A 14,436-nucleotide genomic window follows, 5' to 3' on the forward strand; every position below is an offset into this window, starting at 1 on the left:
GATGCAGACCGACTTCAGCTCGGTGTACGCCTCGATCACCGCGCGGCCGAACTCGCGGCCCATGCCGGACTGCTTGACGCCGCCGAAGGGCATGTTCGGGTCCAGCAGCACGTGGGCGTTGACCCACACGGTGCCGGCTTCGATGCGCGGCACCAGGTTCATCGCCTTGGACAGGTCGTTGGTCCACAGGCTCGCCGCCAGGCCGTACACGCTGTCGTTGGCCAGTTCGATCATCGCGTCCTCATCGGTGAAGGGGATCACCGACAGCACCGGGCCGAAGACTTCTTCGCGCGACACAGTCATCGCGTGGTTCACGTCGGCCAGCACGGTGGGCTGGACGAAGAAGCCGTCGCCCTCCAGACGCTCGCCACCGGCGACTACGCGGGCGCCTTCCTGGCGGGCCAGGTCGATGTGCTTGAGCACGTTCAGCTGCTGCTTGCGCGACACCAGCGGGTTGATCGCCGCGTTCTGGTCCATGCCCGGACCGATGGACAGGCCTTTCACCGCCGCCGCCAGGCCCTCGACGAAGGGCTCGTAGATGGACTGGTGCACGTAGAAGCGCGAGGCCGCGGCGCAGACCTGGCCGTTGTTCAGCAGGCCGCCGAGCAGCGCGCCCTGCACGGCCTTCTCCACGTCGGCGTCGGCCAGCAGGATCATCGGGTTCTTGCCGCCCAGCTCCAGGGCGAAGCGGGTCATGTTCTCCATGCAGGCCACGCCGACGCTCTTGCCCACGGCGGTGGAACCGGTGAAGGACACCTTGCTGATCAGCGGGTGCGACGCCAGGGCGTTGCCCACGGTGCTGCCGCCGCCGGTGACGACGTTGAACACGCCGGCCGGGATGCCCGCCTCGAAGGCCAGCTCGGCCAGGCGCAGGGCGGTCAGCGGGGTTTCGCTGGCGGGCTTGATGACCACGGTGCAGCCGGTGGCCAGCGCGGGCATGGCCTTCCAGGTGGTGATCATCAGCGGGAAGTTCCACGGCACGATGCCAGCGACCACGCCCACCGGCTCACGCCGGGCGAAGGCGGTGAAGCGCGAGCCCGGCGGGATCGGGATCGACACGTCCATGGTCTGGCCTTCGATCTTGGTCGCCCAGCCGGCCATGTAGCGCATGAACTCGACGGTGGCGCCGACGTCCAGCATGCGCGACATGTTGATCGACTTGCCCTGGCTCAGGGTTTCCAGCTGGGCCAGTTCCTCGGCGTTTTCTTCCACCAGGGCGGCGAAACGCAGCAGGATGCGCTCGCGGTCGGCCGGGCGCAGGCCGGACCAAGCGCCTGATTCAAAGGCCTGAAAGGCGGACTGCACGGCCTGGTCGACATAATCGAGCGACACGTCCGGCACGTGGGCGATGGTTTCGCCGTCGGCTGGATTCACGACCTTCGTGGTCGGACCTTCCGGCAGCACCCACCGGCCGTCGATGAAGCAGCCATGACGGCGCTCCAGGAATGCCGCCACCTGCGGCAGGATTTCAACCTTGCTCATATCTGGACCTCATGGTGATTGAACGGGCGTTGCCTTTTTTGCGGCAAGGCAACGCCCTCGGCACGAGTGCCGTGGTGTCGTGAAAGTGGGGATTCAGAAAATCTTGACCAGACGCAAGCTGACGCGGAAGTCTTCCTTCGGGCCGTTGCGAACCTCCAGGTCCTGGCCCACCTGGCCCATCAGCTGCACAGTTGGCGCGACCATGTGAGCAACCGACAGCAGGTAGCGTTTGGTGTTGAGCGAGTCGTCGAGGTCGACTCCGTTCAAGCGATTTTCACCGCCTGTCGTGTGGAAGTAGCTCGCACCGACGAAGCTGCCTGGCGAGAAGTCGTAGCGAAGGTGGGTTTGCAGTTCGAAGATGTGGGACTGCTTGCGGGTCATCCCGGCGAAGTCGTCGTTCTCGCCGAAGAAGTCCCACTCTGCGGTGACCTCGCCTGAGAGGTTCCCGAACAGCGACTGCGTGTAAGACGTGTGGAGCACACCTTTCCAGCGGTTCTCGCCGAGATTGACCGGGCCATCGTCAGCGTCGTAGTTGCCAAGGGGAGGGGCAATCCAGGTGCCGAATGACAGGTAGCGTTTGCGTGCAGGATCGTTGACGAGCCAGAACGCACTGCCGATGAGGGGATCGCCTACGCCGCTGGCGCTTGTGTCCTCAGCGCCTTTCATTCGCAGGCTGCCGAACGGGACTATGACCTGCGGTGCTGCCAGGAGCGGTCCGAGTTCGACGTAATGCACGGCGCGAAATGCCGCGATGTCGTTGTCCAGCCCGAACCCTTGCGTGTCTTGCTTGTGGCCGTTCAGGTAAACGTCATTGCGTTCGGCATGGTTGTAGTAGAGGACGGCCAGGCTGGTGCCGGCGGGAAAGGCGACGTAATCGCCGGGGTCGGTGGCGATGACACCTGCGCTGGCACTGGCACCGTATAGGGCACTCAGCAGCAGGAGGGTGCGAATCAGGCGTTTCACCCGTTTTGCAGGCGGAGTTGGAGCGTGGGCGTTGCTGGATTTCATTGTTGCGACTCACTTTCTTGGATTTGTTTTGAGTGGCGACGTCAATGACTGCTGGTGGCGCGTGCTACGGGTGGAACACCGTGGAAAGGGAGTCGTAGTCGTCCTGCTTCATCAGTTCGTGAAGCTGGCGGCGGCGCACGCCCATGTTCCCGCCGTCGAACAGGGGAAAGGCGAGGGCGTCCTGGAGTAGCGAGGCGAGCGGCGACGTGGCGTGGTCGTAGCTGTCGATGCCGACGACGCGCATCAACTCGGTGATGACCCGCACGGCGGTTTCCGAGCCGAACACCTTGGCGTGCAAGGCGAGTTCCAGGGCTTCGGGGGCTTGTCTATCGAGTGCGAAGCAGGCCCGGTAGCTGAGGCTGCGCACGGCTTCGATGGCTGCCTTGGCATCCGCCAATGCATAGCCCACGGCCTGATGTTCGATGACGGGCACAGGGCCGCCCCGTCGTTGGGTTCTGGCGAAGTGCAAGGTGAAGTCGAACGCCGCGCGCAGGACGCCAAGCGACATGACGCCGACCAGGGCTGCAGTAGCCGAGAAGCTGGCGTCCACCACCTGTAGCCCCTGGCCGACTCCGCCGACGATGTTGCCTCCGGGAACCCGCACCTGATCCAGGGTGAAGTTGGATGTCAGGTGGCCACGGTGCCCGGGGGATTCGTGATAGCGGTTGACCCGGAAACCTGCGGGCGGTCCCGGTACGAGGAGAACGGAAACGCCGTTCTGAGGCGCTACACCGGCATCAGTGCGACACACGACGCAAAGCAGGTCAGCCCCCTTGCCGTCCCACCCCGAAGCACCAGAGATCCATTGCTTGGCACCGTCGATAACCCACTGCTGGCCGTCCAGGCGAGCACGGGTGCGAACGCCGCCGCCCACTGCATCGGAGTGGTAGTTCGCGCTGCCGCCCGGCTCACTGGATGCAAGCGCGGCCAGCGGTGCGCCACGGCATTCGAGGAAGGGCGCGACGAAGGTCTTTTGCTGCTCCGGGGTGCCGGCCAGGAAGATCGGCATGAGGCCCAGCAGGTTGGCAAAAGCCGTCAGCGGGACATTGGCGTCCTCGGCGTAGAACTCTTCAGCGACTATGGCCATGTCGACCATGCCGCCGCCCTCTCCGCCGAAGGGTTGCGGGATCAGGCGGCGCAAGAATCCTTCGCGAACCAATTCCTCATAGAACGGCCGGGTCGCCAGGAATCGGCTTTCCGGGGTGGGCAGGTAATGGATGGTTTCCCTGACCTGGCTCAGGGTGTCCCGGGCGAACCGGCGCGCGGCAGTTTTCAGCTCGGCCTGGGCATCTGTCAGGGTGAAATCGATCGACATGAGACGACTCTCCGAAAGGGCATTGGAACCGGGGAAAGCCGCGGGATATGCGGCTTCCCCTTGAACCGGATGCTACGGAAGGTCGGGAGCGGACTCTTCGCCGTGAAGGAGCAGCTTTATTGACTGTCAGCGCAGTGCGGAACTGGGCTGCTTTGTGTGCAGGGCGCGATAGTCCCGGGCAGTCAGTTGGAAGCGGTTGCGGAAGGCGCGGCTGAAGTGGGCGGCGTTTTCGAAGCCCCAGGAATAGGCCAGGTAGCTGATGGAGTAGGTGTTGGCGGGGAGGCTTGTGAGGTCGCGTGCGCAGCCGTCCAGGCGCATTTCCTGGATATGCCGGGCAACGGTTGCACCGGTGCCCTGGAACAGTTGGTGGAGGTAACGCACCGAGATGCCCAGGGCATTGGCAATGGCTTCGGGGCAAAGCTCCGGCTGGCGGATATGTTCGGTGATGTAGGCATAGGCCCGGTTGAGGTGGTAGGTCTGCAGATTGCTCGCGGCGATGGGCGCCCGGTCGCTCAATTCGCTCAGGGCACCGCCGAGCAGGTCGAGGGTGCTGCCCGCCATGAAACGGAACGTCGCGGGCTGGATGGCGTGGCGCTCATCGAGCAGCGATCGCAGATGCCCCGTCAGCAATCGACCGACCCCACGGCTGCCATCCACCCGCAGTGCCGTGCATTTTTCAGCGCCTTTCACATAGCGGTTGAACGAGTCGCGGGGCAGGCGCACGACCAACTGCTGCAGATCGCCACGGAACTCCCAGCGAAACGGCTGCGTGCAATCGTAAAGTGCCCCGTCTCCGGGCTGGAGCACCACGCTGCGGTCGCTCTGGGTCAGGCGCCCTTCGCCGCGCAGTTGCAGGCTGTAGAGAAAGGCATCGTCCGTGCCCTGCCGGATGTGCGCGCGGTCGTGTGCGCATTGGCAGCTGACCGATGTCACGCGGCTGAGATACAGCTCTCCGAACATCTGCTCGATCAGCGTTGCCTTGAGCCTGTGCTCCGGCTGCAAGGTGATGCGCAGCGGCGCACAGCTGCGTTCGACGGCCGCTTCCCAGGCATCGACCTCGTCGAAGAAGAACTCATCGATGGCGGAGGAGGGCCGCTGGCTTGAACTGGCCGGGAGTACTTCGCTCATCTGCGTATTTCCTCACACCGTATCTCGACTATTGGGGATCGCCGCCGCTCCCGGCGGGGAGGCGTTCGGTCGCTCTTCGCGCCCGGCGAAGCAGTTTCCACCCAGGCGACACAGGCTTGTCAATGCTGTGCGCGCAGGGTCAAGCAAGTCCTTCACTGTCAGCAAAGTGAGCTTTACGGCAGCGCATAAGATTGCCGTGCCTGCGCTATGAAACCGACGATTCCGCCTTCTGCAGATTCCGTTCAAGTTCATCCAGCGCAGCGGAATTTCGCGCTGCCCAGTCATAGAGCTCACGCAGGGGCTCGACGAAGGTTTCCCCCAGTGGGGTCAGCGAATACTCGACCCGGGGAGGCACCACGTTGAACACCTTGCGATTGACCAGACCGCTGTTTTCCACGTCTCGCAGCGTCTGCGTGAGCATCTTCTTGGATATGCCAGGGAGGGTCCTCTCCAGTTGGCCGGTACGCATCGCGCCATGACTCAACGCATAGATGACCATGGAGGTCCACTTGCCATTGAGGATGTAGTGGATGCGTCGCTGCGGGCAGTTTTCCCTGAGTACGAATGCGGATTCGGCGTGTTCAGTGGTTGCGTTCATTGTGGTTACCAAAGGGTGCCTATGGAACTGTTTGGTATCTACGGCACAAAAAAGTGCCTACTTACTTAAATGGCCATACGGTGATTAGGATGGTACCACCTGATTGGTGACATCAACTGAAAGTCGCCAAACGGTCAGCGCAAGACTTCCAACAGGAACTGGCTTGCGAACACGTTCAACCTGATTGCGAGATACCACCATGAAAGCAGCTGTCATCCACGCCTTTGGCGGCCCCGAACAAATCCGACTCGAAGACGTCCCCGCGCCGGTTCCCGGTCCGGGTGAGGTCCTGGTGAAGGTGCTGGCTGCCGGCATCAACCGCCTGGATCACTACGTGCGTCTTGGCCAGATTGCGCCCCAGTTGGCTTTCCCGCACATCCTCGGTTCCGATGCGGTGGGCGAGGTGGCGGGGCTGGGCGTTGGCGTGACGCGCTTCGGTATTGGCGATCGGGTGATCTCGATGCCGGGATACCCGCTCGACCCCGCGGAATCGCAGGTTCGCCCTGTCACTAACGCGGCCAGCTACGCCATTCCGGGTATCCACGTACCAGGCACTTATGCGCAGTACATCGTCGTGAATGAGCGCTGGCTGCTTCGGGACACCACCGGGCTGCCGGTCGAGCAGATCGCTGCGCTGCCGGTTGCCCTGCTCATCGCCATCCGCTCCGTGCAGATCGTGGGCGAAGTGAAGGCGGGTGATCGGGTGCTCATCCATGCGGGGGCGTCCAGCACCGGCATCATGAGCATCCAGGTAGCCCGTGCCTTGGGGGCGCGCGTGGCTGTCACTGTGCAGAACGAGTCGTCGGCAGCGCTTGCCGCCAGCCTGGGCGCCGAGCTGGTCATCAACAGCAACGAAGAGGACTTCGTCGAAGCGCTTGGCAGCTGGACGGAAGGGAGGGGAGTCGATGTCGCGATCGACAACCTCGGGGGTGACGTGCTGGCCCGGACCATCGCGGCCGTCAGACCCATGGGCATCATCGTGGCCATGGGGTTCATGGCCGGCAGTGAAGTCACCTTCGACATCAGGAACTTCTTCTTCACCCAGAAACAGTTGCGCGGAACCCTGGTGGGCGATATCGAAGACTTCGCCGCCTGGCTCGACCCCATCAAGGAAGGCAAGGTCAAACCGGTGATCGACAGTGTCCTGCCGTTGTCCCGTGCGGCTGAGGCCCATGAGCGCATCGCGGGTAACCAGGCGCGCGGCAGCATCGTCCTGTTGCCTTGGGAGGAATGATGGTGGAAGCAATCACCGACCTGGCGATGCAACGTCTTGCCGCGCTCGGAATCGGCCTGCCCAAGGCTCCACAGCCGCTAGGTGCCTACCTGGCGGTTGTGGAGGCGGGGACGACGTTGCATGTATCGATGCAAGGGCCGGTAATCGATGGTCGAGCGATGCTGACCGGACTGCTCGGGCAGGAGCTTTCGATCGAGGAGGGTCGCATGGCGGCCCGGCTTTCCGTGCTCAATGCGCTTGCCCAGGTGCACCAGTACCTGGGTGGATTCGAGCGCATTCGCCAGGTGGTCCGCCTGGAGGGGTACGTGGCGTGTGATGAAGGCTTCATGGGGCATCCGCAGGTACTGGACGGGGCATCCGAACTGCTGGCCAGCGTCTTCGAAAGCCGGGCCGGCCATGTGCGTTCGGTGTGCGGGGTTCGCAACTTGCCGGGCAATTTGCCGGTTGCCGTTGCCCTTACCTTCGAGCTCGATCCCGGAATGGCCTGTTGAAGCGGTAGTGCCTTGCAAGGTGAGGCGCGGTCCTTCGCGAAAGGCCTAGCGTCAACGGTCTGACCATTGCCGCTGGTTCGCGGACCATGAGGTCCTGGATGCTGGACTGCATGCGCTCAACTACCTGCCGCTGTCGGTGAGGGCGGGACGGAATTACCGACATCGGCGTGCTGGGCTCCATCGATCGCTCTGCCAGCTCCCGAACTTCCCGCGCGATGGCTCCACCCGCAAGTCTCCCGTAGTCGATCCCCTACAGACACGTGCTCGTAACCACGACAACAGGTCCCCGCGATCGACTATGCCGACAGGTGCCTGGATTCCATACAGTGACTTCGCTGCCGCTTTGGCCCTGGCGAAACCAGAAGGTTGCAGAAATCTGAGCTAATCAATCGAAGACCTGCCTTTTACAGGAGGCACCGCATGAACTTCCCGAACAGACGCACTGAATCGGCTCTCCAGACCCAGGATTTCCTGATTGGGCTGACACGCGACGCCGATCTACCAGATTCTGTCCGGCAGGAAGTCGGCTGGTTGCTGCGGCATTATCCGAATTTCCTGCAGGGCAGTATGGTTGTTGCCGGCACACCTGACGCAGGAGCCCTTCGGGAAGAAGCTGCCCATGCCGGGTAGTGATGACGTGGGGTAACCACGCGACACGGATGTGCCAATCATGAGAAAGCCCAGCCAGGACGCTGGGCTTTTGTTGTGGTCGGCAGTGAAGTCGCCTAACCGATGGCCGAATATCGACCTCGTCCCGGTGCGGCGCTATAGTCCGCGACCTTTCGACCCCTCACGGCACCGCGCTATGGATGAAGATCTCGACCTCCACGAACCCGAGCACGATCACCTGCTCGACAACGACGACGACCTGGACGACGAGTTCTTCGATGACGAGGACCTCGACCCGCTCGATGCGTCGGAAGGGGAGTGCGAGTACTGCGGCGAGCTGACCGAGAGCGTCGACCGACGCGGCCATTTCGTGTGCGGTGACTGCGCCGACTTCGACTGAAGTCAGGCGAAATGCTCGCCCTGGTCCAACACGGCCAGGGCCCATTCCTCCTGCCCTGGCTCCACCAGGGCGGCTACGCGCCAGGTCCTGACGCGGCCGACATCGACGTGGATGAAACCTTTCGACGGATAGAAGCCCACGCCGCCAGCGCCGATGGCGCGTACCAGCTTGCCCAGCCGCTCGACGCTCACACCGGGAATACGGATGTCGGCGGCCATGCCACGGATGTGCAGGGAGTGGCGGGCGGCGCCTTCCAGGGTGGCGTTGTGTTGAGGGGTGCGATAGCCGCTGTTGACCAGGATGCGCGTGGGCAGCTTGTTGATGCGCAGCCAGGCCTGGATCAGGAACAGCAGATCGAGCAGTTTGACGTTGATCTTCACCGTGCTCTTGTACTTCACGTCGCGCAGGATGCGGCAGCCCTGGCGGTAGCCATCGAGGTCCCAGCCCTTGCCTTTGCGGAAATAGCAGAAGGTGACGACTTCCCCGGATGCCGGGCGTTCCAGGCGCAGGTGCCGATCGCGGTTTAGCAGGCGGGCGTGAAGGTTGCGGGGTCGCAGGTTTACTTCGATCCGGGTGGCCAGGGCATCGCCTGTGACCAGGGCGGCACCGAGGACAGCGAAGGCCTGGAGTACCTGGCGCCTGGACAATCCGGGAGTGGAAGCAGCCATGGTGACCGCTCGCAGGGAGGACGAGGTTGTCGACTATACACCCGGCCATAAAAGCTGCAGAAGATCTGCGAAAAAGCCCCGCAATTGCGGGGCTTTTCGTTACTCAGCGATGGCCTCTCCTGTGTCCATCCCGGTCATCGTGGTCCCGGTGGCCGTCCCAGCCTCCGCGGTAACGGTCGTGATCGTAGTGATGGATGATGCAGCCGCCGCTGTTGGCGAGTACCACGGCCAGCAGCGCGATTTTCACGACATTGGCAAGCATGGGCGGTACCTCTCAAGGTACGGGAAACGCATTTCCCATGTCCTTGAGACAGGCAACCGGAGGAAAGGGTCGACTCGAATCAGTCTTCGGGCTTTTCCAGGCGACGGGCGATCTGTTCCAGCAGGACCAGGTCCTGCTCGACCAGCCGGCCTTCTGTGGCGGCAAGCGTGAGGCGATCGAGCACCTGGCGTGAGCGTGGGCTGAGGTTCTGTTCAGGGTCGTAACGACCCTCTTTGGATTCGGCGATCTGCATGACGGGATTGAGCAGGTCGTTGAGCGATACCTCCAGCGCTTTGGCGATGCGCCTGAGGTCTTCGAACGAGGGCTCGCGGGTATCCCGTTCGTAGTTACCGATCCGGGACTGGGATTCCCACCCGCACTCGTTGGCCAGGGCCTGCTGAGAGAGTCCTTTCAGCTTTCTGTAGTGCGCAATGCGCGATCCAAGCGTATTCATGCCGCGAATCTTAATGACGGAATGAATCGTCCTTGGCTCACTTATCGTGTTTGCCTGATTAGCAAAACGTGATTATCGTAGGCCGCAATCGACGGATTGCCAAGAGCACTCAAGGATGATGAGGAAAACCCGCAAGGGCGGGGGAGGTTCGCCACCAGGGAAGTGGCCGCCCGGGAGTTCGACCTGCCGAGTGGTGAACGAACCTGGCGCCGGAAGTCGTGATCCGGCGTGGCGTGCCTGTCCGATGACTAGCAGATGGACCTGGGCTACCGGACCGCCTGGGCGACGATCCGAATACCCCGGGCAGGCAGGATGAAGCCGAATCGGTAGGGTGCGCCGTGCGCACCGGCGGTTTGACCTGGTGCCGAGGCGGATTCTGGAATCGGTGCGCACAGCGCACCCTACGGGGGGATTACCGCAACTCCACGTTACGTGGATGCTTACTCAGGCCAGTCGGAAGCGATTGACCTCGGTCTGCAATTCGCCTCCCAGCCGGGCGAGGTCGATGCTCGCCGCCGAGGTTTCTTCGGTGGCGGCGGCGGATTGTTCGGCCACGTCGCGAATGCTGGTGACGCTGCGATTGATTTCCTCGGCCACGGCGCTCTGCTGTTCGGCGGCGGTGGCGATCTGCTGGTTGAGTTGCTGGATGTCGGACACCGAACTGTTGATGGCCTGCAGCGCAGTACCGGCTTCTTTCGCGGCTTCCACGGTGTGACCGGCCTGGGTGCGGCTGCGGCCCATCATGTCCACCGCGCCCTGGGCGCCGTCCTGCAAGGTGCTGACCAGCTGTTCTATCTGGGTGGTGGACTCCTGGGTCCGGCGGGCGAGGGCGCGCACTTCGTCGGCCACCACGGCGAATCCACGACCGGCTTCCCCGGCCCGCGCCGCTTCGATGGCGGCATTGAGGGCAAGGAGGTTGGTCTGCTCGGCGATGCTCTTGATCACGTCGAGCACGGTGCCGATGTTGGTGCTGTCGTGCTTGAGCCGCTCGATGGCACCAGCGGATTGCTCGATAGCCTGGGCGAGGTGTTCGATACGTTCGATAGCCTGCTGGACGACGGCGGTGCCGTGCTGCGCCTGCCGGTCGGCGTGGCCGGCGGAGTCGGCGGCGGACTCGGCATTGCGGGCGACGTCCTGCACGGTGGCTACCATTTCGTTCATGGCGGTGGCCACCTGCTCGGTTTCCATCTTTTGCTGGGTCACGCCGGCGCTGGTCTGCTCGGTGACGGCGGACATTTCCTCGGCGGCGGTAGCCAGTTGCTCGATTCCGCTGCTGAGGCGCCTGAGCAGGCTGCGCAGGCTTTCAGTCATGTCCTGCATGGCCTGCATCAGTTGGCCCAACTCGTCCTTGCGGTTGCTGTGGATGTCCGAGGTCAGATCGCCCGCCGCGACCTTGCGGGCCTGCTGCACGGCCTGGCGCAGGGGCGTGACGATCAGTTGGGCGATGACGAAGGCGGACAGCAAGCCCACCGCGAAACCAATGGCGGCCGCGGTGACCAGGATGGTCTTGGCCTTGCGGGCGTCGGCTTCCAGCAGCTGCATCTGGATGTTGAGTGCGTCGGTCGACGAATCGGAAATGCCGGAAGCGCGGGTGGTCATTTCGGATTCGGAGTCGGCGTGGAGCTGAATGCTCTGGCGCAGGTTGGCGAACTCGCTGCGATAGCGCTCGATCTGTTTGCGCGCCGACTCCAGGTCTTCGCGGGCGCTGGGATCGCTGATCCGGCCAGCCAGGTCGCTGGCCCGGCTGTCTAGAGCGTCGAACAGGGCGTTGAGCTTGTCGGCGTACTGGTCGTCGCCGCGCATGACGAAGTCCTTCTCGTGGCGCCGTGCGGTGAGCATGTCCTTGGCCATGCCGGAGGCGTGCGTCGCGCTTTCCAGCGAGCGGATGCTGTTCTCGTCGCCGCTTTGGCGGATCTGCACCAGTGCCGCCTGGGTCAGGTGCTGCTCCAGCTCGTCGAACTGCTTGAGCGCCTCGCGGGCTGCCTGCTCCATGTTCTGCTGGGCACTGCGCTTGTTCTTCTCCATGTCCGCCAGGCCGGTCAGGTTCTGCTGATACTGGCCGAGATCGGTCTGGATCTGCTTCATCAGTTCGATGGTCTTGGGGATGGTCATCACCTGCAGGGTGTTGTCGGCGATGCCCTGGATTTCCCCAATGATCTGCAGCGCATTGCGGATGGCCTGCTCGTCGCTGCGGATGATGAAGTCCTTCTCGTGCTGGCGAACCTGATAGAGCTTGGTGTCGATGTCATTTACCCGCAGCAGGATGTCGAAGCGGTGCAGGGCGCCTTCCAGTGCTCGCCAACTGGTCCAGGCCACCAGCAGGGTGATGGCCAGCACCAGGCCGAATCCGGTGAGCAGCTTCTGACGGACGCTGAGGTCGTTGAAAAAGCCTGTGATGGAGCCGTTCATGGCAGCAGCCTCGCGTTGAGCAGGCGATAGGGAATGCAACGGGCAAGGGGAAGTGCGGGGTGGGCGGGGGCGGACATCGTTTGACTTCCTGTCAGGGGGGCGCCATCCAGAACTAATAGCTATGAGCCATCAATCTAGTCGCCCCATTTCGGTGCTGTCCAGTTGGCGGACGGACGGCCAATTGCCGAAATGGATAGCCACTATCGAGGCAACTGATTTCTACCGCAGAGGCCCCCCTCGTAGTCTTTACCCCATGCAAAGCGATGGAGGTGAGGCGATGTCCCACGTCGATGTGATGTCTCTGGTAGGTACCGCGGTTCCGGAATCGCTTCGGACCGAAGGCCACATGGCCTGCTGGTTCGTTGTCGTGGATGGCGTGAAGCGTTCCGGCCCCTTCACCTCCCGCGAAGCAGCTGGCGCCAGCAAGGCGATCTGGCTGCTGGAACTGGCCCGCCGCCAACGCGGCCCGCACCGCCTGGTCGCCTGAGGCACCCGTTCTCCGCAAATTCTTTTCGGCACCATGCTCCCCTTGGCCCGCCTTTATGGCGGGCATTTTGTTTGTGTGCCCGATGTCTTGGGTAAACTGCGGTTTTCTTCGGGAATCCGCATCGTGAAGTGGGACATCTTCTGCAACGTCGTCGATAACTTTGGCGACATCGGCGTGACCTGGCGCCTGGCTCGCCAGCTGGTGGCCGAGCACGGCCAGGCGGTGCGCCTGTGGGTGGATGAGCCGGCGGTTTTCGCGCCCCTGTGTCCCCAGGCCGATCCCCAGGCGGAAAGCCAAATCCAGCAAGGCGTGGAGATTCGTCACTGGCGCAAGGAGTGGCCAGCGGTGGAGCCGGCGGACGTGGTGATCGAGGCCTTTGCCTGCCAACTGCCCGAACCCTACCTGGCGGCCATGGCTGCCAGGGACGACAAGCCCCATTGGCTGAATCTGGAATACCTCAGCGCCGAAGACTGGGTGTCCGGCTGCCATGGGCTGCCATCCTTCCAGCCCAACGGCCTGCAGAAGGTGTTCTATTTCCCTGGCTTTGCCGAGGGCACCGGCGGTCTGTTGCGCGAAGGCGCCCTGGCGGAGCGTCGCGAGGCCTTCCAGGCCGATCCAGAAGTGCGCCGGGCTTTCCTCGATGAGCTGGGAGTGGAGCTGGAGACGGGCGCCTTGCTGATTTCCCTCTTCGCCTACGAGAACGCTGCCCTTGCCGGCTGGCTCGATGCCCTGGCGGCAGGCGAGCGGCCGGTGCAGTTGCTGGTGCCCGTCGGTCGCGTACTGGCGGACCTGGCGAGCTGGCTGGGCGAGGAAAAGCTGAGTGCGGGTGCGAGCTTCCGTCGTGGGAACCTGGCGATCCAGGTCCTGCCGTTCGTCAGCCAGGATAATTACGACAGGATTCTCTGGTGCTGCGATTTCAACGCTGTGCGCGGCGAGGATTCCTTCGTTCGTGCCCAGTGGGCCGGACGGCCGCTGCTCTGGCACATCTACCAGCAGGAGGAGGGCGCCCATTGGGACAAGCTGGAAGCGTTCCTCGCCCTCTACTGCCATGATCTGTCTCCGGCCGCAGCCGCCGCGCTGACCGAAGGCTGGCGGGCGTGGAATCGTGGCGAAGGCATGGGCACGGCCTGGAATGCCCTGCTGGCGCAGTGGCCCGAGCTCGTTCTGCATGCCGAGCGCTGGTGCCGGGAGCAGGTGGCCCGCACCGACCTTGCGGCGGGTCTGGTGCAGTTTTGTACAAAGCGGCTATGATACGCGGCCTGTTTTTTGTCACCCATCCACATCGGATATTCGTATGAAAACCGCTCAAGAGTTCCGCGCCGGCCAAGTTGCCAACATCAATGGCGCTCCCTGGGTCATCCAGAAGGCCGAGTTCAACAAATCCGGCCGCAACAGCGCAGTCGTCAAGATGAAGCTGAAGAACCTGCTGACCGGCGCCGGCACTGAGACTGTGTTCAAGGCCGACGACAAGCTGGAGCCGATCATCCTTGAACGCAAGGAAGTGACCTACTCCTACTTCGCCGATCCGCTGTACGTGTTCATGGACACCGAGTTCAACCAGTACGAGATCGAGAAAGCCGACCTGGAAGGCGTCCTGACCTTCATCGAAGACGGCATGACCGACGTCTGCGAAGCCGTGTTCTACAACGATCGCGTGATCTCGGTTGAACTGCCGACCACCATCGTTCGCCAGATCGCCTACACCGAGCCGTCCGTTCGCGGCGACACCTCCGGCAAGGTCATGAAGACCGCTCGCCTGAACAACGGTGCTGAGCTGCAAGTATCCGCCTTCTGCGAAATCGGTGACTCCATCGAGATCGACACCCGTACCGGCGAGTACAAGTCCCGCGTCAAGGCCTAAGCCTTACCGTGAGACAAGAAAAAGCCCGGC

Annotated in this window: 16 protein-coding genes; 7 read left to right on the forward strand and 9 right to left on the reverse strand. The window is 63.1% G+C overall.

What is annotated here, in order from left to right; translation table 11 throughout:
- The 5 genes from E8F06_RS09320 to E8F06_RS09340 form a co-directional block, all read right to left on the reverse strand.
- Positions 1-1,482, reverse strand: a 1,482-nt coding sequence (locus E8F06_RS09320) for an aldehyde dehydrogenase family protein (protein WP_280366442.1), incomplete at its 3' end; no start/stop codon positions are given.
- A gap of 93 nt (positions 1,483-1,575) precedes the next feature.
- Complete coding sequence (locus E8F06_RS09325; protein ID WP_280366445.1) at positions 1,576-2,490, reverse strand: transporter; 915 nt, start codon at positions 2,488-2,490, stop codon at positions 1,576-1,578.
- 64 nt (positions 2,491-2,554) lie between these two features.
- Complete coding sequence (locus E8F06_RS09330; RefSeq protein ID WP_280366447.1) at positions 2,555-3,805, reverse strand: acyl-CoA dehydrogenase family protein; 1,251 nt, start codon at positions 3,803-3,805, stop codon at positions 2,555-2,557.
- Positions 3,806-3,931: 126 nt separating this feature from the next.
- Positions 3,932-4,933, reverse strand: coding sequence for a helix-turn-helix domain-containing protein (locus E8F06_RS09335; protein WP_280366449.1), 1,002 nt, complete (start codon positions 4,931-4,933; stop codon positions 3,932-3,934).
- 205 nt (positions 4,934-5,138) lie between these two features.
- Positions 5,139-5,531, reverse strand: a complete 393-nt coding sequence (locus tag E8F06_RS09340) for a helix-turn-helix domain-containing protein (RefSeq protein ID WP_280366451.1) — start codon at positions 5,529-5,531, stop codon at positions 5,139-5,141.
- Positions 5,532-5,730: 199 nt separating this feature from the next.
- Between E8F06_RS09340 and E8F06_RS09345 the strand changes: the two genes are divergently transcribed.
- The 4 genes from E8F06_RS09345 to E8F06_RS09360 all read left to right on the forward strand — a co-directional run bounded on the left by E8F06_RS09345 (position 5,731) and on the right by E8F06_RS09360 (position 8,265).
- Positions 5,731-6,765, forward strand: coding sequence for a zinc-binding dehydrogenase (locus E8F06_RS09345; RefSeq protein WP_280366453.1), 1,035 nt, complete (start codon positions 5,731-5,733; stop codon positions 6,763-6,765).
- Positions 6,766-6,767: 2 nt separating this feature from the next.
- Positions 6,768-7,256: a RidA family protein gene (locus E8F06_RS09350; protein WP_280366455.1), complete on the forward strand. Its 489-nt coding sequence runs from the start codon at positions 6,768-6,770 to the stop codon at positions 7,254-7,256.
- Between the two features lie 420 nt (positions 7,257-7,676).
- Entirely contained in the window at positions 7,677-7,886 is a 210-nt protein-coding gene (locus tag E8F06_RS09355; protein WP_280366458.1) for a BPSL0761 family protein, read from the forward strand.
- 175 nt (positions 7,887-8,061) lie between these two features.
- On the forward strand, positions 8,062-8,265 hold the full coding sequence (locus tag E8F06_RS09360; RefSeq protein ID WP_280366460.1) for a hypothetical protein: 204 nt from the start codon (positions 8,062-8,064) through the stop codon (positions 8,263-8,265).
- A gap of 2 nt (positions 8,266-8,267) precedes the next feature.
- Here E8F06_RS09360 and E8F06_RS09365 read toward each other — a convergent pair whose 3' ends face one another.
- The 4 genes from E8F06_RS09365 to E8F06_RS09380 all read right to left on the reverse strand — a co-directional run bounded on the left by E8F06_RS09365 (position 8,268) and on the right by E8F06_RS09380 (position 12,058).
- The gene (locus E8F06_RS09365) at positions 8,268-8,933 is read right to left on the reverse strand and encodes a DUF882 domain-containing protein (RefSeq protein WP_280366462.1); all 666 of its coding nucleotides are present in this window, start codon (positions 8,931-8,933) and stop codon (positions 8,268-8,270) included.
- A 103-nt stretch (positions 8,934-9,036) separates the two neighbouring features.
- Positions 9,037-9,195 (reverse strand): hypothetical protein, encoded by a 159-nt coding sequence (locus E8F06_RS09370; protein WP_280366464.1) that lies wholly within the window; start codon positions 9,193-9,195, stop codon positions 9,037-9,039.
- Between the two features lie 79 nt (positions 9,196-9,274).
- Positions 9,275-9,649: a helix-turn-helix transcriptional regulator gene (locus E8F06_RS09375; RefSeq protein ID WP_280366466.1), complete on the reverse strand. Its 375-nt coding sequence runs from the start codon at positions 9,647-9,649 to the stop codon at positions 9,275-9,277.
- 444 nt (positions 9,650-10,093) lie between these two features.
- Entirely contained in the window at positions 10,094-12,058 is a 1,965-nt protein-coding gene (locus E8F06_RS09380; RefSeq protein ID WP_280366468.1) for a methyl-accepting chemotaxis protein, read from the reverse strand.
- Positions 12,059-12,335: 277 nt separating this feature from the next.
- Between E8F06_RS09380 and E8F06_RS09385 the strand changes: the two genes are divergently transcribed.
- From E8F06_RS09385 to efp, 3 genes are all read left to right on the forward strand, one after another.
- Positions 12,336-12,545 (forward strand): hypothetical protein, encoded by a 210-nt coding sequence (locus tag E8F06_RS09385; RefSeq protein WP_280366469.1) that lies wholly within the window; start codon positions 12,336-12,338, stop codon positions 12,543-12,545.
- 120 nt (positions 12,546-12,665) lie between these two features.
- Positions 12,666-13,796 carry an elongation factor P maturation arginine rhamnosyltransferase EarP gene (gene earP / locus E8F06_RS09390; RefSeq protein WP_280366533.1) on the forward strand — a complete coding sequence of 377 codons (1,131 nt, stop codon included), beginning with the start codon at positions 12,666-12,668 and terminating at the stop codon, positions 13,794-13,796.
- 43 nt (positions 13,797-13,839) lie between these two features.
- Positions 13,840-14,406: an elongation factor P gene (gene efp, locus E8F06_RS09395; RefSeq protein ID WP_077523113.1), complete on the forward strand. Its 567-nt coding sequence runs from the start codon at positions 13,840-13,842 to the stop codon at positions 14,404-14,406.
- Positions 14,407-14,436: the final 30 nt, after the last annotated feature.

The organism is Pseudomonas sp. BN411, from assembly GCF_029871235.1.
Classification (GTDB): domain Bacteria; phylum Pseudomonadota; class Gammaproteobacteria; order Pseudomonadales; family Pseudomonadaceae; genus Metapseudomonas.

What these genes read in the sequence shown, in the direction of transcription:
- E8F06_RS09360 (WP_280366460.1), top strand. Translation starts at nt 8,062, where the DNA reads ATGGATGAAGATCTCGACCTCCACGAACCCGAGCACGATCACCTGCTC.
- E8F06_RS09365 (WP_280366462.1), bottom strand. Translation starts at nt 8,933, where the DNA reads ATGGCTGCTTCCACTCCCGGATTGTCCAGGCGCCAGGTACTCCAGGCC.
- E8F06_RS09325 (WP_280366445.1), bottom strand. Translation starts at nt 2,490, where the DNA reads ATGAAATCCAGCAACGCCCACGCTCCAACTCCGCCTGCAAAACGGGTG.
- E8F06_RS09385 (WP_280366469.1), top strand. Translation starts at nt 12,336, where the DNA reads ATGTCCCACGTCGATGTGATGTCTCTGGTAGGTACCGCGGTTCCGGAA.
- E8F06_RS09335 (WP_280366449.1), bottom strand. Translation starts at nt 4,933, where the DNA reads ATGAGCGAAGTACTCCCGGCCAGTTCAAGCCAGCGGCCCTCCTCCGCC.
- E8F06_RS09370 (WP_280366464.1), bottom strand. Translation starts at nt 9,195, where the DNA reads ATGCTTGCCAATGTCGTGAAAATCGCGCTGCTGGCCGTGGTACTCGCC.
- E8F06_RS09375 (WP_280366466.1), bottom strand. Translation starts at nt 9,649, where the DNA reads ATGAATACGCTTGGATCGCGCATTGCGCACTACAGAAAGCTGAAAGGA.
- E8F06_RS09330 (WP_280366447.1), bottom strand. Translation starts at nt 3,805, where the DNA reads ATGTCGATCGATTTCACCCTGACAGATGCCCAGGCCGAGCTGAAAACT.
- E8F06_RS09345 (WP_280366453.1), top strand. Translation starts at nt 5,731, where the DNA reads ATGAAAGCAGCTGTCATCCACGCCTTTGGCGGCCCCGAACAAATCCGA.
- efp (WP_077523113.1), top strand. Translation starts at nt 13,840, where the DNA reads ATGAAAACCGCTCAAGAGTTCCGCGCCGGCCAAGTTGCCAACATCAAT.
- E8F06_RS09340 (WP_280366451.1), bottom strand. Translation starts at nt 5,531, where the DNA reads ATGAACGCAACCACTGAACACGCCGAATCCGCATTCGTACTCAGGGAA.
- E8F06_RS09355 (WP_280366458.1), top strand. Translation starts at nt 7,677, where the DNA reads ATGAACTTCCCGAACAGACGCACTGAATCGGCTCTCCAGACCCAGGAT.
- E8F06_RS09380 (WP_280366468.1), bottom strand. Translation starts at nt 12,058, where the DNA reads ATGAACGGCTCCATCACAGGCTTTTTCAACGACCTCAGCGTCCGTCAG.